The following is a 21,693-nucleotide window of genomic DNA, read 5'->3' as shown; positions in this document are numbered from 1 at the left end:
TTTGCGGTTGTAAATTATATGCAATACAGAAAGTAAACTGGCTATTTATGATAAAAAAACAGTGTAAATATTATTCCCGCAATAATAATAAGTGAAATTAAAACCGGAATTAACAGGCGCCTCTTTTTTGGTTCAGGATAAAGTTCGGTTGCTTCTCCAAATGAATTTAATATTTCGTTACGTACCGCTACATTCTTTTGAAATGTTTTTGGAACAGGAGGCGGCGTAGCTTTCGGAGTAAAAAATTCTTTTAACTCATCAACGTTTCCTGCCATCAACCAGTCTTGCAGACCTTCATACCAAACGGGAGTCTCTTGATTTAGTGACTGCACTTTTAATTGCTCCAAGTCAAAAGGTCCTTTTTTCATTTGACCATCATAGATGTAGTATTGGCGCATAGAATTTCAGAAGTTAAAGTTAAGGACGTTCCGATACCTCCAAACATGCAAAGTTTATATCTTGTTTGAGGAGGAATCGAGGGAACAAATTTAATTTTTTATAAATGTAAATTTAAAAGCGATAATAATCTTCCCTGTTTTTTTGTTTGTTATTATAAAAGAATTTGTTCTCTCCTTCATTAAAATCTGTTTCTTTGCCACCAATGTCTTTATATGTAACATCATTAAACTCGGGAAGTAATGGCAATTGTTATTATGTAGGTACTGAAAACGAAGCCGTTCTTATAGATGCAGGTATTTCTTGTAGAGAAGTTGAGAAGCGGATGAAGCGACTTAATCTTTCCATGAAAAAAGTAAAAGCGGTTTTTGTTTCTCATGAGCATTCAGATCATATTAAAGGCGTAGAAGTTTTAAGTAAAAAATACCAGGTTCCTGTTTATATAACGGCAGCCACCTTATTAAATGCCGGTCTTACACTTGAGAAACATTTAATAATGACTTTCAGCCAACACAAGTTTATCACTATTGGTTCCATCACTATAACACCCTTTCCAAAATTTCATGATGCAACGGATCCTAATAGCTTTATTGTTGATTGCAACAAAATTAAAGTGGGAATTTTTACGGATATCGGATCAACCTGTGAAAATGTAATTAAACATTTTCAATATTGCCATGCGGCTTTTCTTGAAGCCAATTATGATGAAAAGATGCTGAATGATGGTAATTATCCATATCATCTTAAGAAACGCATTAGTGGCGGAATGGGACATTTATCCAATACCGAGGCATTGGATCTTTTTAGAAAACACAAGCCTCCTTTTATGAGTCACTTATTCTTATCTCATCTTTCGAAAAATAATAATGATCCCCAATTGGTAAAAGATTTATTTAACACTAATGCTGATGGTGTGGAAATAATTATTGCCTCCAGGTATGAAGAAACAAAAGTGTACCATATTCAAAATTTAAAAAATATCCAAAGCAAACCTAAACCGCTTCGTATTACGCCAAAGCAGCTGGCATTTTCTTTTGCCTGATTAAAAATTCAGCAGCTTTTTACAAGATGTTCATCATTCATTTCAATAATCTTCGTCGGTAAACACCCTTATTACTTTTACCAATCTTGTCTCAAAATACTTACTCATTCCTGAAATAATTACACCAATTGATTTTCCGGATGCTGAATGTATAAATTGTATTTTACCATTTTCATTTTGAGTTATAATCCCCATGTGACCTACAATCCAGCCGTTAGTATCTGTTCCGGTAAAAAGAATTAAATCCCCTGGCTTACTTTCATCTAAAGAAACAGGTGTGCCTGCATTAGTAAAATCTTTAGAAATGCGTGGCACCTGTATTTTGAAATGATTAAATACGTAGGTTATAAATCCTGAACAATCGAAACCCTGTTCCTTTATTGCTGAGCCATATTTATATCTCACTCCAATGAGTGTTTTCGCAAAATAAACAATAGAATCTGCAGCTATATTTTTTGTATTTATAATTACAGGTGGAACGGCGTTATTTACTTTATTTATTTTATCTGCTGCAACCGGTAGTTCAGTTGGGGATACTGCACCAGAAGATTTATTTCGACGTGTGGTACTGCACGATTGTAAAAAAAAGATAGCGCCAATTATTACAGTGATCTGTTTGACATATTTCATAACTAAAGATTCCCTAAAACTATTCTATTTCAAATTCTAATAAGGAATCATCTTCTATAAATGCTTCCAGTTTATCGCCGGTTAGTAATTCTCCGATATTTACCTGGGAACCGGTAAAAATTATATCGCCAATATTTAAAGAGTAAGAATTAGAAATAGTAGAAATGATTTTATTAAAATTATAAATCATTAAACCGGAATTGCAGAACTGAACCATCTCCTTGTTTTTATACAAACAAAAATCAATGTTTTGTTTATCACTGAAATCACTTGCCTGCAGCCACTTTCCTATAACCGAAGATTTGTTCCAGGCTTTGGTGGCGTTCCAAAACAAATTTTTATCCATGGATTCGGGGTTATCATCAAACGCGATAAAATTAATGCCAACAGTTACTGCATCATAAAAATTTGCAGCAAAATTTTCATCGACATTTTTTCCTGCTTTGGAAATACGCAGTGCTAACTCGCATCCACAATAAAGCTCATCCGCGAATTCAGGATAATAAAATGTTTCTCCTTTCTGCAATAATGCAGTGGCTGGTTTGGTGTAGATTAGAGGTGTGCTCTTAACAATATTTATTTGTTCCTTTTTATTTGAAAAATAATTTTGTTCTACACAGAAAATTTGCATCAAAAATTTAATTATTAAATATACTACTGCCTGAATGAAGCATCCGCATCAAATATATTTATTAAATGAATTTTTTCAACATTATAAAATTGATTTATTAAAATAAATAAGGTGAGAGAGCGATGATGTTGAATTTACGAAGGAGTGGTTTAATTTTTTACAATCCTGTACGATTCGTTGATACCATCCAGTTTGAAATAGAGCGTATAAATGCCCGCGGGCACATTGCCTAAATGGATGTGGCCATTATTAATTCCCTGCACCGCAGAAAGTTCTGATTTTAAAACAAGTTTTCCTTCTACATCCATGAGCCTGGCTAGCATAACACCAGGTCTATCAGCATTAAACTGAACCATTAAATGTCCCATGCTACTAACCGGATTTGGAGATAAAGAAACAATAAGCCTGGGGGTTGCAGTTTTATTTTTATAAATTTTAATTGGTGATAATTCTATTTTCCCATCTTTATCCACAATACCCAAAGCATAGTATACAAAACTAAATGCTGCAGAAATATTTCCGTCGGTAAATGAATAATTATTTGTTACAGGAGAATTTCCTGCAGCGGCAACCTTGCCAATTTCATTAAAATTTTTCCCATCGTTACTTCTTCTAATTGAATAATAATCAGCATTCAATTCGGTTTGTGTGCTCCACGATAATAAAGGCATATTATTTTTTGTAGTTATACTAAATGACGATAAAATTATCGGAAGAGCGCCTGATGCAGTAAAAGAAGCGGTCATTCCAAGGAAGGCATGAAAATTACACTGGTAAGAATAAACGCCGGGTTGTGTAACTGTATAATCATAAGTTGTATGAGTAATATCCATTGGCATATCCCATGTAGCAGCTCCTGCCGGAATTGTAACGGATGTCGTCGTATGAGTTCCGGCTACCCACACCCAATGTATTACGTCACCAACAGCAACATTAAGAGTTGCAGGACTAAATTGAAAATTTTGCACATCAACATTCCACGTTGTGGCCTTAGATTGAAAGAATAAAAGAGAAAATAAAGGAAGTAATATTTTTTTCATTGAACAATAATTTTAGGAGTTATTATATTTAAAATAATATCGCCAAAAATCTTACACGATTTTATTATAGAACGTGAGGTTGAAAAAAAAGGTTGTCTATGTAAAAAATAAGACTTGAATTAAAGATTTGGTTTCTTTATCATGAAATCTACCGGAATATTAAACCAGGCAAAAGAAAAGCTTCTTCAACAAGTGAAGAAGATCTTTATTAACCAAAAAAAGTATTGGAAAGAAAAGTTGAAATAAATAAGTGTGGGTTAGATTTAAGCCGGTACTTTGGCGACAGAGATATCTTTAAGACTCTGTTCTAATATAACATTAAGCAAATGATTTGATTTTTCCCCGGATTTGATAAGATCATTTAAAGTCATTTTATCTAATAACTGATCTACCGAAAATTGAACCATCTGCCAAAGAGAACGAACAGAACAATCTACGGAGTTTGTACAAAACTTTAAGGAACCTGAATAATCACCGCAAAAGCTTTTATCAAATAACGGGCCGCCTAATGTTTTCAGTACCTGGTTCATATTAATATTTTCCGGCGGCTGAGCCAGAACATAACCTCCCTTATTACCGGGAGTACTATTAATGTAACCTTCAATACGAAGTTTACGTGTAAGTTTCGCAACATAAGCACCGGTTAGGCCTTCAGCTCCGCTCAACTGCGGAATGCTCATGCCATTTTTATCCTGGCATCTTGCAATCCGCAGTAATATTCTTAAACCATATTCTTCCTGTGCAGTAATTTTCATATATCTTTTTTAGATAATTATACGCCCAATGGATCAACCTTATAGCGGTCGATAAAGCGGGAACGCATACCCGCAATTTCTTCTTCTGAATTTTTCTTATTACATTCTTTATTATAAAGCCCAACCAATTCATCAGCGATCTGCCCGGCTGATTTACCTTCTATCTGGTGGCGTTGTAAAATTTCTACCAGTTCGCCATCTTTTAATATAGCTATGTTGGGTGAAGTTGGAGTTACGCCTAAAAGAAAGTTTTCGCGGAAATGATTTACGGCTGCTTTTTCCATTCCTGCAAAAACAGTATAGAGATTATCCGGAACCACTTCATTAAATAATGATAAAAGTACTCCCGGTCTTGCTGCTCTTGCTGCGCAACCGCAAACCGAATTCAAAACAACGAGAGAAATTTTTCCGTCTTTTTTATTCAATGCATTCTCAACATCTTCCGGTGTTAAGAGTTGTTCAAAACCCGCTTCGGTTAATTCCAGCCTGAAAGGCGCTGCTATTTGTTCGGGATACGTGGGCGCTGTAGTACCCATTAATGAATTCAAACTTATCTGTGCCATAATTTTATTTTTATATTTTATATTTTTTTACATAAATCCCAATTCCAAAGATGCTGCCTCACTCATCATACTTTTATCCCACGGCGGATCCCAAACCACAGAAACATCAACCTCGTTAACTCCTTCTATCATTCTCACTTTTTGATCCACTTCAATCGGAATTTCCTGGGCTGCCGGGCAACTCGGCGCAGTTAATGTCATTGTTATCTGAACGTTGTTTATTGGCAAAATATCTATCTTATATATCAATCCCAATTCATAAATACTCACTGGAATTTCGGGATCGTATATAGTTTGCAAGCAATCAATTACTTTTTGTTTTAATGCTTCTTCATCCATAATCATGTCGTTTTTTCTGGCTCGTTCACTCCTTTATAAGCAAGCGCATAATTTTTCATTTGTTTTATCATTGCCAGCAAACCGTTAGAACGCGTTTGCGCTAAATGATTCATCATACCAATCTCCCTTATAAAATCCAGTTTTGCATTTAAAATTTCATCCGATGTATGACCTGACAAAACTTCAATGAGCATACTAACCAGGCCTTTTACAATCATTGCGTCACTATCCGCTTTAAAAAAAACTTTACCATCAGCGAAATCTGTAACCAGCCATACGGTTGACTGGCAACCTTTAATTATATTTTCAGCCACTTTATATTTTTCATCTAACGGGGGAAGTTTTTTTCCCAGGTCAATGATGTATTCATATTTTTCTTCCCAGGTATCGAATAAAGAAAACGCATCTATAATTTCTTCTTCAGCTTGTTCTATTGTCCTGTTATCATTCATTAAGAAAGCATTTTAATTGCCTTTTGTAACCCGCTAACCAATTTATCAATTTCTTCTTTTGTATTATACATTGCAAACGATGCACGTACCGTGCCCGGAATTTGAAAACGAGTCATTAATGGTTGCGTGCAATGATGTCCTGTTCTTACCGCGATACCCTGGTTATCTAATAAAACACCAATATCCTGTGGATGAATATTTTGCATTACAAATGAAACAACACTTACTTTTTCCTTAGCCTTACCAATAATACGTAAGCCTGGTAAAGTTTCTAATTGTGTTGTGGCATATTTCAATAAATCATTTTCATGTTTTCTTATGGCATCTTTCCCGATTTCATTTATAAAATCCAGTGCAGATTTTAATGCAACTGTATCTGCAATATTGGGTGTGCCCGCTTCATACTTATACGGCAAATCAGCATAAGTGGTTTTTTCAAAAGTCACTTCTTTAATCATTTCACCACCGCCCATGAAAGGCGGCATACTTTCTAAAAGTTCTTTCTTGCCATATAAAACTCCCACGCCTGTTGGCCCGTAAACCTTATGCCCCGAGAAAGCAAAGAAATCACAATCCAATTGCTGAACATCAATATCCAAATGAACCGTAGATTGAGCGCCATCAATCATAACGACAGCGCCTACCTGATGAGCGGAATCAATAATTTCTTTAACAGGATTTATCGTTCCCAGCGAATTTGATGCATGAACAACCGAAACCAATTTTGTTTTGGATGATATTAAATTTTTATAGGCCTCCATATCCAATTCACCTTTGTCAGTAACAGGAATAACTTTTAATATTGCTTGCTTTTCTTCACAAAGTATTTGCCATGGAACTATGTTGGAATGATGTTCCATTCCTGAGATAATAATCTCATCGCCGGAATGTATATTTTGCCTTCCCCATGTATAAGCCACCAAATTTATTCCCTCGGTAGCTCCTCTTGTAAAGATTATTTCTTCAGGCAATAGGGCATTAATAAATTTTCTAACCGTTACCCTGGTTGATTCATAAGCCGCTGTTGCTTCTTCGGCCAGCGTATGAATTCCACGATGAATATTAGCATTATAATGAGAATAATAATTACTTAATGCATCGATTACAACTTGTGGCTTTTGCGAAGTGGCGGCATTGTCGAGATACACCAAACGTTTATCATTCAACTCACGGTTAAGTATTGGAAAAAACTCCCTGATACTTTGTACATCAAAAACGGGTGATATGGTGGTTAATGTTTCCATTTTAATTTACAGAGAGCCTGTCAAAAATTAATTTCTCTACATAATTTCGTAAAGGCTCATTCTTTATTTGCATAACAATATCTTCAGCAAAAGCGCCAAGCAACATAGATTGGGCATGCTCTTTAGAAATGCCACGTGTTCTTAAATAAAACAATGCTTCTTCATCTAACTGTCCAATGGTGCAACCATGAGAACACTTCACATCATCAGCAAAAATTTCTAATTGCGGCTTTGTATTAATAGTGGCGTTATCTGATAATAAAATATTTTTATTGGATTGATAGGCATTTGTTTTTTGTGCATCGGGCCTTACAAATATTTTTCCGCTGAAAACGCCACTTGCATTATCATCTAATATTCCTTTATAAAATTCATTGCTAAAACAGTTCGGTTTCGTATTATCAACCAATGTATGATTGTCAACATGCGTATTTCCTTTCAATAAATACAAACCATACAAATGCGCCTCGTTACCTTCCGCTTCCATCACAATATTCATATTGTTACGAATCAGTCCGCCATTTAATGAAATCGTTACTCCATGTGCGTAGCTCTTTCCAATTTGACGAACATGCGTGGTAGTTACCTGGCTTGCATTAACAACATCATTTTGAATTTTATAGTATTCAACAATTGCATTAGTGTTAACCACAATTTCCATTACTCCATTTGTAAAACTATCCATGGAGCCAACTGTTGTGAACGATTCTATCAATTGTAATTTTGCACTTTGATCAACATATACCAGGCTTCTGGGCTGTGCAAGTGTATGATTAATCCTTGTATCAGAAAGATGATACAAATAAACGGGATGTTCCAATACCTGGTTTTTATTTAAATGAATAAAAACACCACCATAAATAAAAGATGTATTCAGGGCATGAATCCCATCCTTAATAAAAAGACTGCTTTTCCCAAGATGTTCATTTACTAAATCCTGGTATTCACTTTTTACCGCATCCTCCAATGGCATTATGATACATTCCTTTTCATTAGAACGAATAACAGATAATTCAGGAATAAATCTTCCATTTACAAAAACCAATTCATCTGCATTTCCAGAACCCGGCAGGCGGATGGCGTCAATATCTGAAGCAGTAATTTTTAAATTATCTGCTGATAAATCATATTCTTTTTTAAAGAGATTGCCTACACTGGTAAATCTCCATTCTTCATTACGGGCCGAAGGAATTCCATTCTTATTAAAAGCTTTAAATCCTTCTTTTCTGATATTATTTAAAATGTCATCAGATGTTGAAGATTGCAACTTCCTGAATTTATCTTCTAAATAATTTATGTTGATTGTATCCATTTCTTCTTTTAATAAAATTTTACACCGCTTCGGCTAAACTGAGTTCATCTTTAATAAAATCGTAACCCTTTTCTTCTAACTCCAGTGCAAGTTCTTTGGTACCTGATTTTACAATCCGCCCGTTTACCAACACGTGTACAAAATCAGGTTGTAAATAATCAAGCAATCTTTGATAATGGGTTATCACAATAATTGCTCTTTCATTATTACGTAATTTATTTACACCGTTGGCAACAATACGTAATGCATCAATATCCAAACCCGAATCTGTTTCATCTAAAATAGCCAGCTTAGGTTCCAGCATTGCCATTTGAAAAATTTCGTTTCTCTTTTTTTCGCCACCGGAAAATCCTTCGTTTATAGACCTTGTTAGTAAAGATTTATCAATCTCTACCAATTGCATTTTTTCCTTCATCAGCTTTAAAAAAGAAACTGCGTCTAAGGGTTGCTGTCCATGATATTTTCTTTTTTCATTCAATGCCGTTTTTATAAAATTGGTAGTGCTTACACCGGGAATTTCCACGGGGTATTGAAACGCCAGAAACAAACCTTCACGTGCCCTGTCTTCAGGAGATAATTCAAGCATGTCTTTTCCAAGAAAGCTAACAGAACCTTCGGTAATTTCATACTCTTCCCTGCCTGCAAGTATAGATGCCAATGTACTTTTACCAGAGCCATTTGGCCCCATGATAGCATGAACTTCGCCTGCTTTTACTTCCAGGTCAATGCCTTTTAATATTTGTTTCCCTTCTACTGATGCGTGAATGTTTTTAATTGATAACATGTCTCTTTTAATATATTTTATAAAATGATTTTTGTTGAATTAGCCAACACTTCCTTCAAGGCTGATGGCTAATAATTTTTGTGCTTCCACTGCAAACTCCATCGGTAACTGGTTCATTACTTCTTTTGCAAAACCAGTAACTATTAATGCCACGGCAGTTTCTGCGTCTATGCCACGTTGCCTGCAATAAAAAAGCTGGTCTTCGCCAATTTTTGATGTGGTTGCTTCATGCTCTATTATTGCTGTTTTATTTTTTGATTCAATATATGGGAAAGTATGGGCTCCGCATTTATCACCAAGTAATAATGAATCGCATTGAGAATAATTGCGTGCATTTATTGCATTCTTTCCGGCACGAACCAAACCGCGATAACTATTCTGGCTTTTGCCTGCAGAAATTCCCTTTGATACAATCCTGCTTTTTGTATTTTTTCCAATATGGATCATCTTCGTTCCGGTATCTGCCTGTTGCATGTGATTGGTCAGTGCAACAGAATAAAATTCACCAATTGAATTATCTCCTTTCAATATAACACTTGGATATTTCCAGGTAATTGCAGAACCGGTTTCAACCTGCGTCCATGATATTTTCGAATCATTTCCCTGGCATATTCCTCTTTTGGTTACAAAATTGTAAATACCGCCTTTGCCATTTTCATCGCCCGGATACCAGTTTTGCACGGTTGAATATTTTATTTCCGATTTATTATGTGCAACCAGTTCTACAACGGCTGCATGCAACTGATTTTCATCACGCATGGGAGCCGTACAACCTTCGAGGTAGCTTACATAAGCTTCATCTTCTGCAATAATTAATGTACGCTCAAACTGGCCAGAGCCTAATGTATTAATTCTGAAATAAGTTGATAATTCCATCGGGCAACGAACGCCTTTTGGAATAAAACAGAACGAGCCATCTGTAAATACCGCGGAGTTCAAAGCAGCAAAATAGTTATCTGTCATTGGCACAACAGAACCCAAATATTTTTTAACGAGATCAGGATGATTTTGTATCGCTTCGCTCATGGAGCAAAAAATAACACCAATTTCGGAAAGCTGTTTTTTAAAGGAAGTTGCTACCGAAACACTGTCCATAACTACATCAACCGCAACGCCGGAAAGCCTTTTTTGTTCACTCAAAGAGATTCCGAGCTTATCAAAAGTTTTCAATAATTCAGGGTCTACTTCATCGAGGCTGCCTAATTGCTTTTTTTTCTTTGGCGCCGCATAATAAATTACATCCTGGAAATTAATGGGCGGATAATGAACATTTGCCCACTCAGGCTCTTCCATTTTCAACCAGTGTGCGTAAGCTTTCAAGCGCCAGTTGAGCATCCATTCCGGCTCATTTTTCTTTTCAGAAATGATACGAATAACATCTTCATTAAGCCCTTTTGGAACAACGTCAGTATCAATATCAGTTACAAAACCATACTTATAATCACTGGAAACCGTCTGCTCCAACACATCTAATTCTTCTTTCATTATGCCTTATATTTTATAAAAATGCCAATTATATTGGCTAACAAAGATAAAGGTTCTATCCGTTTATACAAAATAGTATAAATAGATTTAAAGCTTTTTATAGGTTTTCTTGGGTCGATTCATTCAAAAAGATCAGCGAAGAATTAATGCCCAAAAGGGTTTTGGCGATTAGCCGTTAAATGAAGCCAAACAAAAAAATTTCGCATTTAGTAAATGATAAAATAACTACTTCTTAATTGGAGCCTGAGTAATGACGTTAATAACGGTTTATTTGTTCAACCCTTCGCTTTTCGGTAAATTACAGTCCAGGTTTTTGGTTAAAAGCTTCGAAACTGATAATTAAATTCAATGAAGCACTTATTATCGTTGGCAATAATTTTTTTTCTGCCAACATTGCTTTTTTCGCAAACGGTTGTTTCCATAAATATTAATGGCGGTATTAATCCTGCATCCGCTGAATATATACATCAATCTATTAAAAAAGCAGAAAGCCAAAAAGCTGAATGCCTTCTTATACATCTCAATACACCGGGAGGTTTATTAAATTCAACAAGAGATATAGTAAGTGATTTTTTTAAGTCAACCGTTCCAATAGTTGTTTACGTTTCCCCGTCCGGTGCCCATGCAGGGTCTGCAGGTGTGTTTATAACAATGGCGGCTAATGTAGCAGCCATGGCTCCGGGAACAAACATTGGTGCAGCACATCCTGTATCCATGCAGGGAACAACCGATACCATAATGAATACAAAAGGCACCAATGATGCAGCTGCTTTTATTAGAACTATTGCTGAAAAAAGGCACCGCAATGTAAAGTGGGCCGAAGAAGCAGTGCGCTACAGTGTTGCAATAACTGATGAAGAGGCCATACAGGACAGTGTAATCGACTATATTGCCAATGATGACCGTGAATTGCTTGTTCAAATTAATGGGCAAAAAATGGAAGTAAATGGCGGTATTAAAATATTACAAACCAAAAATGCAAGTATTCAATCGAGTGACATGGGGTTCTTTCAAAAAGTATTAGATAAAATAAGTGACCCTAATATTTCTTACATATTAATGATGCTTGGCTTTTTTGGGTTGATATTCGAAATGTTTAATCCTGGCGCCATATTTCCGGGCGTAGCCGGGGTTATATTTTTGGTTGTAGCGTTTTATTCCATGAGTTCCATGCCGGTTAATTATGCAGGATTATCTTTAATAATTTTTGGTATACTTCTTTTCTTGCTTGAAATAAAAATTATCAGCCACGGCATCTTAACCATTGGCGGAATAATTTCACTTTTATTAGGGTCAATGTTTTTATTCAGGCAAAGCCCAACCGAAAACATTGTTGCGGTTTCGTGGGGTGTGATTATAAGTACCACTCTTGTAACTTCGTTGTTCTTTCTTTTTATTGTAGGAATGGGTTTAAAGGCACAAGCGCTGAAACCCGTTACAGGTGCTGACTCGATGATTGGAAGCAAGGGAGAAGCCATGAACTTAATTGACCCTGCAGGAATGGTAAAAATTAATGGTGAAATGTGGAAGGCAGTTTCAATTTCAGGAAAAATTAATGCCGGCGAAAGAGTTATTGTAAAAGAAATAAGAGACCTTACGTTGTATATCGAACAAGTGTAAATTCATTAAGACATTTACATAAAAAATAAAAAATCATCAATTACATTTAAATAAAAATTATGCCACAGCAACTACCAATAGCGTTAATTATAATTGTTGTACTCATCTTATACATCCTCGCCAGTTCCATTAGAGTTTTACGTGAATACGAACGTGGAGTTATATTCAGGTTGGGAAGGGTTCTAGGTGGCGGAGTAAAAGGGCCCGGCCTTATTTTGCTGATACCGGTTATTGATAAGATGGTAAAGGTTACGCTTCGTACAGTTGTAATGGACGTGCCGCCACAAGATGTTATTACGCAGGATAATGTTTCCATTAAAGTGAATGCGGTTATATATTTTCGGGTAATTGATCCACAAAAAGCCATTGTGGAAATAGAAAATTATCTGGCCGGTACTTCACAACTCTCGCAAACAACTTTAAGAAGCGTTTTGGGACAATCGGAGTTAGATGAACTTCTTTCGCAACGCGAAAAAATAAACATACGCCTGCAGGAAATTATAGACAACCAAACCGAACCGTGGGGCGTAAAAGTTACTCATGTAGAAGTAAAACAAATTGATCTTCCGCAGGAAATGCAACGTGCAATGGCCAAACAAGCAGAAGCAGAAAGAGAGCGCAGGGCCAAAGTAATTTCTGCTGAAGGAGAATTCCAGGCTTCGCAAAGATTGAGCGATGCAGCAAAAATATTGAGCGAACAACCGAGCGCATTAACCCTGCGTTACCTGCAAACTTTACGCGAAATAGCTACTGAAAATAATTCAACCACCATCTTCCCGGTACCAATTGATATTCTAAAACCTTTTATGAAAATCAATGAAGATGAGCAAAAGAAAAAAGATGCCGTAGTATAAAGCATGCTTCTAAAAGAGATACGATTACAAACCAAAAATCTTTCAGCTTTATATAACTTCTATAAAGAGGTTTTGGAATTAAAAACGTTTTATTCCGGTGAAAAAAGTATTGCTATTTCAGCAGGAAAATCAAGTTTAATTTTTGAAGAAACTAAAGGCGATGTAAACCCATTTTATCATTTTGCTTTTAATATTCCCCCCAACAAATTTGAAGAAGCATTTGAATGGATGAAACAAAAAGTTGAGTTGCTCTGGCTGGATGACTATAAAGGTTACATAGCAGATTTCGTGAACTGGCATGCAAAATCATTTTACTTTCTTGATCCTGCAGGTAATATTGTTGAACTGATTGCAAGGTTTGATTTAAATGATAATGTTGATGCAAGGTTTTCGTCTAACCTTATCCGTAATACAAGTGAAATTGGATTGGTGTATCCGCAAAAAAGCTTTCAACATGACGTAGAAAAATTATTAGTGCAATACCATCTTCCCTATTTTGATAAACAGCCGCCGTTACCGCAATTTAAGGCCGTTGGCGATGATGAAGGTTTATTTGTGATTGTTCCAGAAAACAGGGTTTGGTTTTCTTCAAAAAATACAACTTCGCAAATTTTTCCGATGCATATTTTATTTATAGAAGATAATAAGTTGAATGAGTTAAAGATGTAGACTTTAGATTGAAGCCTGAATAATTTATTAAAACTTAAACTCCGCACTTACCTTAAGTCCAAACTTCGGAATGCCCGGATTGTTTAAATAATTCAATCTCCACACACCATCAATTCTTAGTGCATGAAAGATGTTATCTATACCAACTCCCGTTTCCATATAAGGTGATTTATCAGGAACAGTGAAATGATAACTTATTGTAGAATCGTAATAACCATTAGCGATTTTATTTGCCTCAGACATGCCGCCAACTACGCCTTTGAAAGTGATCAGCGAACGCCATTTTAACCGCTTCATCACAGGGATATATTTGAAAGGAAAACTGCCAAAATTTTGTTCAACAGAAAGACTTACATATTTATCAGTTACAAATTCAAAGCGATTCATATTGTTGAATGCATACTTGTTATAATAGTAAGTATCATTTCCCTTAAGCACATTCAGTAAAACAATAGGTAGTGTACCCTTAGTAATACCCGCATCAAGAAAGTAAGAAAGATTACCAATTCTGCCATCAGGAAAATTATGTTCTAAATATAAATTCCATTTGCTAAAATTAAAATCACTTTTAAGCAATCCGCTATTCGTTTTCACTCCTTTTGTAAAGCTCAATGTTATGATTGGGTAATACCCGCCAAGACTTCCCCTGCGATAGTGTTGCGTTATATATCTTTCCTTATGAGACCATCTTAGTGAGAATGTTGCATCATTAACTGTATAATGATTAGATTCGGAAAGACTGTCCAAATAGGGTTTAAAATCACCATTAGTATAATACACGCTAAAAAAAGGTGTTAGAACATTATGATTAATATCCGCCCGTATGGCCCAATCATCACTTAAATATTTCAGGAAATTAACATCCGTATACTGGCTATTAATAAGCCTTGACTGGCTATATTTAACTCTTCTTAAGAAAGCAGCAAATATTGAATTTTGATCCAATTCGTCACTGTGGTCATAGGTTCCTGAAATATCATTGCTATGTTCTAAAGTTAGGGTTGACCACTTATGTGGATTCAAAACAAAAACAGATCGCAGCAGGTAACGAAATTGTTTATCTCTGAAGGCATATCCTGCATAACCCTTTAACTGTATGCGACCGTTGAATTTGTAATTCGTCTTTAATCCAAAAGTGACTCGATCACCTTCAATAATATTATTAGTATAGGTATAATAAATATTACCGATATCAACATGGCCAGCAGTATAATAGCCAGTGGTTAAGGCCGAAATAATTTTAGCATAAGTAACTACCGCAGGAATCTTTGTAAGTGTATCCATTAAAACATATACGGATCTTTCAGATTTAGTTAAAGGCTCAAATCGCTGAATAGGATTGACTTTAGCAGAATCAGAAGAATATGCGGAAATGGGAATATATTTTTTCTCAAATGCCGTATCAATAGAATTATTATTCAAAATGATATCCTTATAAATGGTCGTTTTCCTTGCTATCACGCCGATCTTTGTTTTTAAAGGCACCATTACATCCATATATAAAATAGTTTTTTCAGGTAAAAATTTTTGTTGATTTTCTGCCTGAAAAAATTGCGATATCTCAAACTTTTTTACAAAATTGATATTGGCATTTTTATCCATGTGCATCACCAGCGACTTAATTGCATACGATGTATCTGCAATCCACAAATACCCGTTGAAAGTATTGCTTCCAAAATGCGCCGGTGAAAACTGGACCTGTATGCAACGATGACTGCCAAAGTAAACGGTATCTAATATATGATACTCATACGCGTTTAATGCATTATCTGCAATCGGGCTTTCAAAATTTACATCGGCCAGCTTAATGAAGTTGTCGTAAATATTTATTTTCTTATAAAGACCATCTACAAAAGTCAAAATAGATTTATTATCAAACCCTGAGCTTTTGATGGCAGTGTAGTCATAGCGGTCTTTTTCAGGATTCTTCCGATAATAATAATTGGAATTGGTTTCTGATATAAAAACCGGTAACAACTTGTCATGATCTGCTGTTGTATCCTGGTTATTGAAAGCAAATGCTAATGGTCGCATCAGCCTATTCTTCTGCAATTTCTCAGGAAGATTTTTAAGGTCTGCTTCCATTTTATCATATACCTGGCACTGGAAAGTTTTATTGTTAAAAGCATCATTAACGGGTTTGTTTTTGATAACTTTTAATATGAGCCTTTGTGCCTTTGTGTATTTAGGTTTTATAGACAGCACTACTGCAGCCATTTCATTAGCGGCATGCTCTGCCTCAAAATTAATCACCTGCTCCGGTGCCTTACTTACAGCTTTCGCCATGATCTGATACCCGATCATTGAAATAGCAATAGAATCAGTTTTATCGCTTATGCTAAAAGTATATTTCCCTTTTTCATCGGTAATAACGCCGTTGCCGGAATTAAGAGCGTATACGCTGCAGGAAAACAAAGGCTGGCCGGTTTTCGCGTCCGTGACTACGCCGGTAATTAATCGCTCCTGACCATACATGTTACCACATATGGCAAGGAACAGGAGGCACATAATTTTATATGGTAAATATTTTTTTATAGACGGGCAGGTATTAAAAATCACCTGTAAAAATAATTCACAATATCCATTCGGAAAATTTCGCTTTTATTTTTGCTTTCCGGTTTGAATAATTACAACTCAATTAATAAGAGCGGTATAAAAGAAGAATGGTTGGGTTATACGAGGCAAAATGCCTTCTCCGGTATATTTATTTACCCGTTCCTAATGCCTGTTACTTTTTATAAACTCCGCAACAGCAATCATTGGTGCAATCCAAATTTCATTTTCATGCTGTTTCAGATAATGCAATAAACCGCTATGGGCTTCCAGCGAAACATTCAGCGAATGTTCGCCACCAACACCGTGGAAAAGAAAAACAAGCAGTGTGTGACTTGCCATTGCTTTTCTTACAAGTGCAATCATCTCATCGGTTGATTGGCCATTCATCGTGTAGCATCCGATGTTATACAAATCTATTTTGTCCATCGGCAACATCTCCCCTTTAACACCACGTGCTGCAATAAATTCATTTTTCAACGGATCGAGGTAAGACGTATCGTGAATTTTTAAATCTCCGCAGGGATATGCAAACGTTCGTTTTGATTTTCCATCAATTGCTTTTAAAATATTATTCATGGCCAATATTTCATTATCCATTCTTCGCACATCATAAGTATGCAGATCATAATCCGGTTGTACAAAAGATCTGCCGGATAGGCTTCCATCGCAAGGATGCCATATGGTGTGGTTGCCCAATTCGTGGCCTTCTGCAGCGGCAATTCTCCATTTATTTATCTGCGCATTTAATCCATTAAAATAATCTGAAATATAGAAAGTTCCTTTTAGCCCAACAGAATCAAGCGCAGGAATTACGTTTGTAAGATCGATATTCAATCCATCATCGTAAGTAAGAACCAACGCACATTTTTTTCCATGCCATGAATTGTCAGTTTGTGCGCTGGCATTAAACATAAGAATGAGATGAATTAATAAAATGAGTGAAATCTTTTGCATATAAGTGGTTTTATTGTGCTGGCTTTTTTTCATAATTAAGAAACCTGGTCGCCCACGGAATAAAATATTTAAAGTTCGGAGCATCCGTATGCCCGCCATCATGCTGCCGCCATGCAAGTTGGCCGTCCAGCAGCCCGGTATTAACGGGCGGCATTTTTTCTTTCATATAATCATTGGAAACTCCAAGATCTTTAGCACCCAATAATTTGAAAACAGTGCCTGCGGCAATTGTAGCCATATAGCTGCCTCTATGGTCCAGCCAATTGGCATCGCCCTTTTCGGGTACGCCATAACTAAAGAACGTTAGTCTCGGTGCACAAAGAGCAATTAATTCATGAGAGTCGACAGGCAGGTCGCAGCCTGTTTTGCTTCCAAAGCTTGCTTCGGATGCACCATACTTTAAAAAGTTTCCAGCCATCCAATAATATTCACCACCGGTTAAACTTTCTACCGCTTCCCCAAAGTTGCGGCGAAGCAGTGTGGCACCGCCTTTACCGGATGAACCAATTAAACCAACTGCAAACCGCGGTTCAAATGCAAGTGTAACCAATGCGGCTTTACCATACCGGGACACGCCTTCAATACCTACCTTTTTTGCATCTACCAAACTGTCTGTCTCCAGGTAATCGAGCGCCCGCGCTGCGCCCCAAGACCAAGCACGCAATGCGCCCCAATCATCTGGTTTGCGTGGCTGGCCTTTATTTACTAAGCCAATTATACCGACAGTTAAGCCGGCTCCGTTGTCGGCCTGAATGCTTGTTGGATCAATAGTTAAATAACCCCAACCTGCAGCGAGCAATTGTCCTGTTGGTGGCGCATCGCCGACAGGCGGCGGCGCAAAAAAATTAATGCTTGATTTCGTAATAGGTGAGTAAGCAGGATACTTATCAAAAATATTTTTTACTGCAGGATTGGTTTTTATCATCACATCTTTAAACGTTGTATTCAATGTTTCCATGTCATCTGCTGATGGCTGCGCCGGAGAAGGAAATGAAGGAAAGCCAAACATCATCAACACAGGAACCGGGCCTTTTACATTCATCGGCACAACCAAAATCATTTTTATATCAACATTGATCAACGGGTATTCCCGGTTATCAACATGACCAACAATTTGTTTCGCGACAACCGGAATAAATCCCGGAAATATAAATTCGCGATCAACCACTTTTACTGTCCATGTTACTTTAGGTACATTGTGCGGAATTCTTCCATATACTTCGCGTTCATAATCTTCAATAATCTCAGGCCGACGCACTTTCCACCACATATCGGCTGTTGTAATTTTCTTTCCATTTTTTGCCGTTAAAATATCCGGTATTTGTGGGCAAGGATCTGCTTTTGTCGTATCATAATTCGCATGATCTGGTGCTGATGGATTTCCGCTTGGCCCCGGCCTTAATACTTTTATGCCCAATTGTTGCATCATGTTTTCCTGGTCCTGCTGTGCCGTAAATATTTTAAACGGGGGATATTTACTGCTGTCTATTTTTGAATCCTGCGCCAGCGCTACGTGATTTATACTTGCAGCAAGCAAGAAAAAAATAAACTTTTTCATCGTTTAAATTTTGCAGATTAGAATTTTAATTACCTGATTACGATACCTGAATAATTGAATATCAAAATGTCCTATTTATATTGATATAATTTAACCCGCTGGATATTCCACTCACTAACGGGCACCCTTATATGCCTCCCCTGGTGATCCTGGTCTCCGTTCATGCGCCTTCCCGGCTGCCATTTTCCATTTATATATTTACCCTCATTTGCCTGTAAAATGCCTGCGGAAATTCTGTTAGTTCCAATTACGGAAAACGTTACTACAACGCCGGTTCCCGCAATTATAAAATCATTTTCATTTTCCTGTATAATAATGCAGCCAGTTATCGGCCAGCCTGGTTTTAAAGCATCAGGAGACCAGCCCAGTGTATAATCATGCGCTACTGATAATTTATAATTGCCTAAAATTATTTCCTGCTTTTTGTTTTGTGAATCGAGCAATACCCCTTCCATTTTCCCCGTACCGGTGTACTTTAATATTTCAGGTGACAGTTGTGATAATATCGAGTAGGCTTTACTGATAGGTTCTTCCTTTGGCTTATCTGTGGATTCTATAGAAAAAGGAGAGTAACCAATGGCCTGGTAATGCCCAATTGCGTAAAATACTTTTGCAGCATCCGACGGCTCAAAGCGTATTTCAGGAATAAACAGCGGATTATTTCTTCTCGTATAGAGATCACAATATTGTTTAAAATAAGGGTTGTAAAAATCAGGTGATAAAATGTCGATAGAAGGAGCAGCAACTTGCCAGATATCCATTAAATGAGGTAGAGGTCCGGCACTCGGGTATTGGCCTGGCTTAACATTACGATAATTTAATGCTGCATTTACATACATGGGTAAAGAATATTCATTCTTTCCGGCCGCGGCAACCGCATTAGCATATTTTGCATAATACCACGCCTGGAATATTTCATCGGTTGCAGGGCTTTTACCAAAAACATTTTCCCAATTGCCGTTAGTTGTAAAATTTGTTTTTGACCATTGATCTTTCAATTCAGGAACGAGTGAGTCTTTATTTGTTATAAGATAATTCATTAGTTCACGGGGAACATCGCGGTCAAAAGCTTTATCGGCATCGGCGGTTCTCTCCCTTGCTTCCGTAAGCATTCCGATTTCATTTTCTACCTGCACCATAATTACGGTGTGGCTTTTGTCAGTTTCTTTTATATGTTTCATTAAAACTGCAAAGGCAGCTTCGTCAGCATCAAGATTATTTTTGCTGAAAGCTGAAAGTATTTCCAGCCCCTTTCTTGTATTGTCCTGTGCACGTGGAAAACGTGACTCGTTTGTTTTAATCCATGCAGGGGCATAACAACTCATGCTGTTTTTCCACGAACCGAACCATAAGAGAATGACTCTTAAATTATTTTTTCGAGCGGCTTTTATAATATTATCTACTAAAGTAAAATCAAATGTTCCTTCTTTGGGCTTCAGCAATTCCCAATATACAGGTGATAAAATCGTATTAAGGTTCATGGCTTTGAACTTACTCCAGACCGGCCTCATATAATCAAGACTGGAAGCAGTGGAATTGCCAAGCTCACCTCCTAAAACCAGGAAAGGTTTTCCATCCACTATCAATTGCTCGGTAGTGCCTTTTTTTATTAAATAAGGCATACGAATTTGTGCACTCACCGATGAGTGAATCAGAATAATGAAAGAAAAAATAATCCCGTTTTGTTTTCTCATTAGACCATTTACGACGGTTAATATTTTATTCAGAAAATATACTAACGATGCATTAATAAGTTCACTCAATAGAGGCTTAACGAAGCAATTAAAACCCAACTGAATTGCCTCCATCCACGGGCAAAACGACCCCTGTTATATATGCTGATGCTGCAGATGCAAGGAACACCGCTGCATCGCCAATATCAGCCGGCATTCCCAAAGCTCCCATCGGGGTTCTTGACATTACTTTGTCTTTTCTTTCTTTATCATTATTCAAAGCTTTGGCCGACATCTCTGTTGCAATAAAGCCGGGCGCTATACAGTTTACCCGTATTCCTTTTGGAGAAAGTTCCACTGCCATTGCCCTCGTCATTCCTTCAATTGCCGCTTTTGAAGCACTATAAGCGATTACTTTTGGAATCCCATATTGAGACGCCATTGAGCTTATATTAATAATACTTCCGCTACCATTCTTTATCATACATTTTACAACTTCCCTGGAAAGAGCAAACATGGCTGTTACATTCGTATGCATAATTCTTTGAAATTCTTCATCAGTAACTTCTGTAAATTCCTTCTTTAAATTAATGCCTGCGTTGTTTACAAGAATGTCAATTTTTTTATGCTTTTTTATAAGATCATTTATCAATTCCGGAACCGACGAAAGGTTATCTAAATCGAAAGCAACCGGAATGCAAAGTTCGCCTAACTTATTTTTGGCAGTTTCCAATTTCACTTGGTCGCGGCCAATTATTATAACCGTGATTTTATTTTGCACAAATTTTTCGGCTATGGCTAATCCAATTCCTGATCCGCCTCCTGTAACAATGGCAATCTTATTTTTATCGCTCTTCATATTTATTTTTTTTCAATGAAAAATTATAGCTCCACTTATTTTTTCGCTTTCCGCGTATATTAGTAATCGTTAGCGACTGGTATAATTGAAAAGTTTATTTGGCTTGCAAGTAGTATCCATATAAGTAAAACTATATAAAAAATCATATTTTCAAAATAAAAATGTAACCGTTTACATTTTTTAAAATAATTCCTCTAAATTAGCCCATTCATAGTTGCTTATTAATGTTGAATTCTACAGAATCATTTGCTTTTAAACCTCATTACGATTGAGCATT

Annotated in this window: 21 protein-coding genes; 4 read left to right on the top strand and 17 right to left on the bottom strand. The window is 36.6% G+C overall.

Annotated elements, in window-relative coordinates; genetic code table 11:
- Positions 1 to 41 precede the first annotated feature (41 nt).
- Positions 42 to 398, bottom strand: coding sequence for a DUF4339 domain-containing protein (locus FW778_RS07125; RefSeq protein WP_150413900.1), 357 nt, complete (start codon positions 396 to 398; stop codon positions 42 to 44).
- Positions 399 to 601: 203 nt separating this feature from the next.
- Here FW778_RS07125 and FW778_RS07120 point away from each other — a divergent pair, with 203 nt between their 5' ends.
- A complete protein-coding gene (locus FW778_RS07120) occupies positions 602 to 1,438 on the top strand; it encodes an MBL fold metallo-hydrolase (RefSeq protein ID WP_150414417.1) in 837 nt (278 codons plus the stop codon).
- Between the two features lie 42 nt (positions 1,439 to 1,480).
- Here the strand turns inward: FW778_RS07120 and FW778_RS07115 are convergent, their stop codons facing one another.
- The 11 genes from FW778_RS07115 to sufB form a co-directional block, all read right to left on the bottom strand.
- Positions 1,481 to 2,068: a C40 family peptidase gene (locus tag FW778_RS07115; RefSeq protein WP_150413899.1), complete on the bottom strand. Its 588-nt coding sequence runs from the start codon at positions 2,066 to 2,068 to the stop codon at positions 1,481 to 1,483.
- 19 nt (positions 2,069 to 2,087) lie between these two features.
- Positions 2,088 to 2,699 (bottom strand): fumarylacetoacetate hydrolase family protein, encoded by a 612-nt coding sequence (locus tag FW778_RS07110; protein WP_150413898.1) that lies wholly within the window; start codon positions 2,697 to 2,699, stop codon positions 2,088 to 2,090.
- A 149-nt stretch (positions 2,700 to 2,848) separates the two neighbouring features.
- Complete coding sequence (locus tag FW778_RS07105) at positions 2,849 to 3,739, bottom strand: plastocyanin/azurin family copper-binding protein (protein ID WP_150413897.1); 891 nt, start codon at positions 3,737 to 3,739, stop codon at positions 2,849 to 2,851.
- Positions 3,740 to 4,002: 263 nt separating this feature from the next.
- Positions 4,003 to 4,494 carry an RrF2 family transcriptional regulator gene (locus FW778_RS07100; RefSeq protein ID WP_150413896.1) on the bottom strand — a complete coding sequence of 164 codons (492 nt, stop codon included), beginning with the start codon at positions 4,492 to 4,494 and terminating at the stop codon, positions 4,003 to 4,005.
- A gap of 17 nt (positions 4,495 to 4,511) precedes the next feature.
- Positions 4,512 to 5,057 carry a BrxA/BrxB family bacilliredoxin gene (locus FW778_RS07095; protein WP_235906100.1) on the bottom strand — a complete coding sequence of 182 codons (546 nt, stop codon included), beginning with the start codon at positions 5,055 to 5,057 and terminating at the stop codon, positions 4,512 to 4,514.
- Between the two features lie 27 nt (positions 5,058 to 5,084).
- The gene (locus FW778_RS07090; RefSeq protein WP_150413895.1) at positions 5,085 to 5,396 is read right to left on the bottom strand and encodes an iron-sulfur cluster assembly protein; all 312 of its coding nucleotides are present in this window, start codon (positions 5,394 to 5,396) and stop codon (positions 5,085 to 5,087) included.
- A 2-nt stretch (positions 5,397 to 5,398) separates the two neighbouring features.
- A complete protein-coding gene (locus FW778_RS07085) occupies positions 5,399 to 5,848 on the bottom strand; it encodes a SufE family protein (RefSeq protein WP_150413894.1) in 450 nt (149 codons plus the stop codon).
- The gene (locus FW778_RS07080; RefSeq protein WP_150413893.1) at positions 5,848 to 7,092 is read right to left on the bottom strand and encodes an aminotransferase class V-fold PLP-dependent enzyme; all 1,245 of its coding nucleotides are present in this window, start codon (positions 7,090 to 7,092) and stop codon (positions 5,848 to 5,850) included. The genes FW778_RS07085 and FW778_RS07080 overlap by 1 nt, the downstream gene beginning before the upstream one ends.
- A gap of 1 nt (position 7,093) precedes the next feature.
- Positions 7,094 to 8,404 carry a Fe-S cluster assembly protein SufD gene (gene sufD, locus FW778_RS07075; protein WP_150413892.1) on the bottom strand — a complete coding sequence of 437 codons (1,311 nt, stop codon included), beginning with the start codon at positions 8,402 to 8,404 and terminating at the stop codon, positions 7,094 to 7,096.
- Between the two features lie 19 nt (positions 8,405 to 8,423).
- A complete protein-coding gene (gene sufC / locus FW778_RS07070) occupies positions 8,424 to 9,188 on the bottom strand; it encodes a Fe-S cluster assembly ATPase SufC (RefSeq protein WP_150413891.1) in 765 nt (254 codons plus the stop codon).
- 39 nt (positions 9,189 to 9,227) lie between these two features.
- Entirely contained in the window at positions 9,228 to 10,673 is a 1,446-nt protein-coding gene (gene sufB, locus FW778_RS07065; RefSeq protein WP_150413890.1) for a Fe-S cluster assembly protein SufB, read from the bottom strand.
- A gap of 348 nt (positions 10,674 to 11,021) precedes the next feature.
- On the opposite strand from sufB, the gene FW778_RS07060 reads away from it, so the two are divergent.
- Genes FW778_RS07060 through FW778_RS07050 form a run of 3 tightly spaced genes read left to right on the top strand, consistent with a single transcriptional unit; the run spans position 11,022 to position 13,816 of the window.
- The gene (locus FW778_RS07060; protein WP_150413889.1) at positions 11,022 to 12,293 is read left to right on the top strand and encodes an NfeD family protein; all 1,272 of its coding nucleotides are present in this window, start codon (positions 11,022 to 11,024) and stop codon (positions 12,291 to 12,293) included.
- A 59-nt stretch (positions 12,294 to 12,352) separates the two neighbouring features.
- Positions 12,353 to 13,147: a slipin family protein gene (locus tag FW778_RS07055; RefSeq protein WP_150413888.1), complete on the top strand. Its 795-nt coding sequence runs from the start codon at positions 12,353 to 12,355 to the stop codon at positions 13,145 to 13,147.
- Between the two features lie 3 nt (positions 13,148 to 13,150).
- Positions 13,151 to 13,816 (top strand): VOC family protein, encoded by a 666-nt coding sequence (locus FW778_RS07050; protein ID WP_150413887.1) that lies wholly within the window; start codon positions 13,151 to 13,153, stop codon positions 13,814 to 13,816.
- A 27-nt stretch (positions 13,817 to 13,843) separates the two neighbouring features.
- Here FW778_RS07050 and FW778_RS07045 read toward each other — a convergent pair whose 3' ends face one another.
- The 5 genes from FW778_RS07045 to FW778_RS07025 form a co-directional block, all read right to left on the bottom strand.
- On the bottom strand, positions 13,844 to 16,324 hold the full coding sequence (locus FW778_RS07045; protein WP_150413886.1) for a DUF5686 and carboxypeptidase-like regulatory domain-containing protein: 2,481 nt from the start codon (positions 16,322 to 16,324) through the stop codon (positions 13,844 to 13,846).
- 210 nt (positions 16,325 to 16,534) lie between these two features.
- Positions 16,535 to 17,326 carry a polysaccharide deacetylase family protein gene (locus FW778_RS07040; RefSeq protein ID WP_150413885.1) on the bottom strand — a complete coding sequence of 264 codons (792 nt, stop codon included), beginning with the start codon at positions 17,324 to 17,326 and terminating at the stop codon, positions 16,535 to 16,537.
- A 10-nt stretch (positions 17,327 to 17,336) separates the two neighbouring features.
- Positions 17,337 to 18,884: an alpha/beta hydrolase family protein gene (locus tag FW778_RS07035; RefSeq protein ID WP_150413884.1), complete on the bottom strand. Its 1,548-nt coding sequence runs from the start codon at positions 18,882 to 18,884 to the stop codon at positions 17,337 to 17,339.
- Between the two features lie 71 nt (positions 18,885 to 18,955).
- Positions 18,956 to 20,578, bottom strand: a complete 1,623-nt coding sequence (locus tag FW778_RS07030; RefSeq protein WP_150413883.1) for a GH35 family beta-galactosidase — start codon at positions 20,576 to 20,578, stop codon at positions 18,956 to 18,958.
- Between the two features lie 88 nt (positions 20,579 to 20,666).
- A complete protein-coding gene (locus FW778_RS07025; RefSeq protein ID WP_150413882.1) occupies positions 20,667 to 21,416 on the bottom strand; it encodes an SDR family NAD(P)-dependent oxidoreductase in 750 nt (249 codons plus the stop codon).
- Positions 21,417 to 21,693 lie beyond the last annotated feature (277 nt).

The organism is Ginsengibacter hankyongi (assembly GCF_008710285.1).
Classification (GTDB): domain Bacteria; phylum Bacteroidota; class Bacteroidia; order Chitinophagales; family Chitinophagaceae; genus Ginsengibacter; species Ginsengibacter hankyongi.
The sequence above is the reverse complement of the archived record's forward strand: the minus strand, read 5'-3'. Positions and strand labels throughout refer to the sequence as shown.

Excerpts from the sequence above, each read along its gene's own strand:
- FW778_RS07055 (WP_150413888.1), top strand. The coding sequence starts at position 12,353 with ATGCCACAGCAACTACCAATAGCGTTAATTATAATTGTTGTACTCATC.
- FW778_RS07035 (WP_150413884.1), bottom strand. The coding sequence starts at position 18,884 with ATGAAAAAGTTTATTTTTTTCTTGCTTGCTGCAAGTATAAATCACGTA.
- FW778_RS07105 (WP_150413897.1), bottom strand. The coding sequence starts at position 3,739 with ATGAAAAAAATATTACTTCCTTTATTTTCTCTTTTATTCTTTCAATCT.
- sufD (WP_150413892.1), bottom strand. The coding sequence starts at position 8,404 with ATGGATACAATCAACATAAATTATTTAGAAGATAAATTCAGGAAGTTG.
- FW778_RS07115 (WP_150413899.1), bottom strand. The coding sequence starts at position 2,068 with ATGAAATATGTCAAACAGATCACTGTAATAATTGGCGCTATCTTTTTT.
- FW778_RS07060 (WP_150413889.1), top strand. The coding sequence starts at position 11,022 with ATGAAGCACTTATTATCGTTGGCAATAATTTTTTTTCTGCCAACATTG.
- FW778_RS07025 (WP_150413882.1), bottom strand. The coding sequence starts at position 21,416 with ATGAAGAGCGATAAAAATAAGATTGCCATTGTTACAGGAGGCGGATCA.
- FW778_RS07100 (WP_150413896.1), bottom strand. The coding sequence starts at position 4,494 with ATGAAAATTACTGCACAGGAAGAATATGGTTTAAGAATATTACTGCGG.
- FW778_RS07040 (WP_150413885.1), bottom strand. The coding sequence starts at position 17,326 with ATGCAAAAGATTTCACTCATTTTATTAATTCATCTCATTCTTATGTTT.
- sufB (WP_150413890.1), bottom strand. The coding sequence starts at position 10,673 with ATGAAAGAAGAATTAGATGTGTTGGAGCAGACGGTTTCCAGTGATTAT.
- FW778_RS07080 (WP_150413893.1), bottom strand. The coding sequence starts at position 7,092 with ATGGAAACATTAACCACCATATCACCCGTTTTTGATGTACAAAGTATC.
- FW778_RS07085 (WP_150413894.1), bottom strand. The coding sequence starts at position 5,848 with ATGAATGATAACAGGACAATAGAACAAGCTGAAGAAGAAATTATAGAT.
- FW778_RS07120 (WP_150414417.1), top strand. The coding sequence starts at position 602 with ATGTCTTTATATGTAACATCATTAAACTCGGGAAGTAATGGCAATTGT.
- FW778_RS07050 (WP_150413887.1), top strand. The coding sequence starts at position 13,151 with ATGCTTCTAAAAGAGATACGATTACAAACCAAAAATCTTTCAGCTTTA.
- FW778_RS07045 (WP_150413886.1), bottom strand. The coding sequence starts at position 16,324 with ATGTGCCTCCTGTTCCTTGCCATATGTGGTAACATGTATGGTCAGGAG.
- FW778_RS07030 (WP_150413883.1), bottom strand. The coding sequence starts at position 20,578 with ATGAGAAAACAAAACGGGATTATTTTTTCTTTCATTATTCTGATTCAC.
- FW778_RS07095 (WP_235906100.1), bottom strand. The coding sequence starts at position 5,057 with ATGGCACAGATAAGTTTGAATTCATTAATGGGTACTACAGCGCCCACG.
- FW778_RS07090 (WP_150413895.1), bottom strand. The coding sequence starts at position 5,396 with ATGGATGAAGAAGCATTAAAACAAAAAGTAATTGATTGCTTGCAAACT.
- sufC (WP_150413891.1), bottom strand. The coding sequence starts at position 9,188 with ATGTTATCAATTAAAAACATTCACGCATCAGTAGAAGGGAAACAAATA.
- FW778_RS07110 (WP_150413898.1), bottom strand. The coding sequence starts at position 2,699 with ATGCAAATTTTCTGTGTAGAACAAAATTATTTTTCAAATAAAAAGGAA.
- FW778_RS07125 (WP_150413900.1), bottom strand. The coding sequence starts at position 398 with ATGCGCCAATACTACATCTATGATGGTCAAATGAAAAAAGGACCTTTT.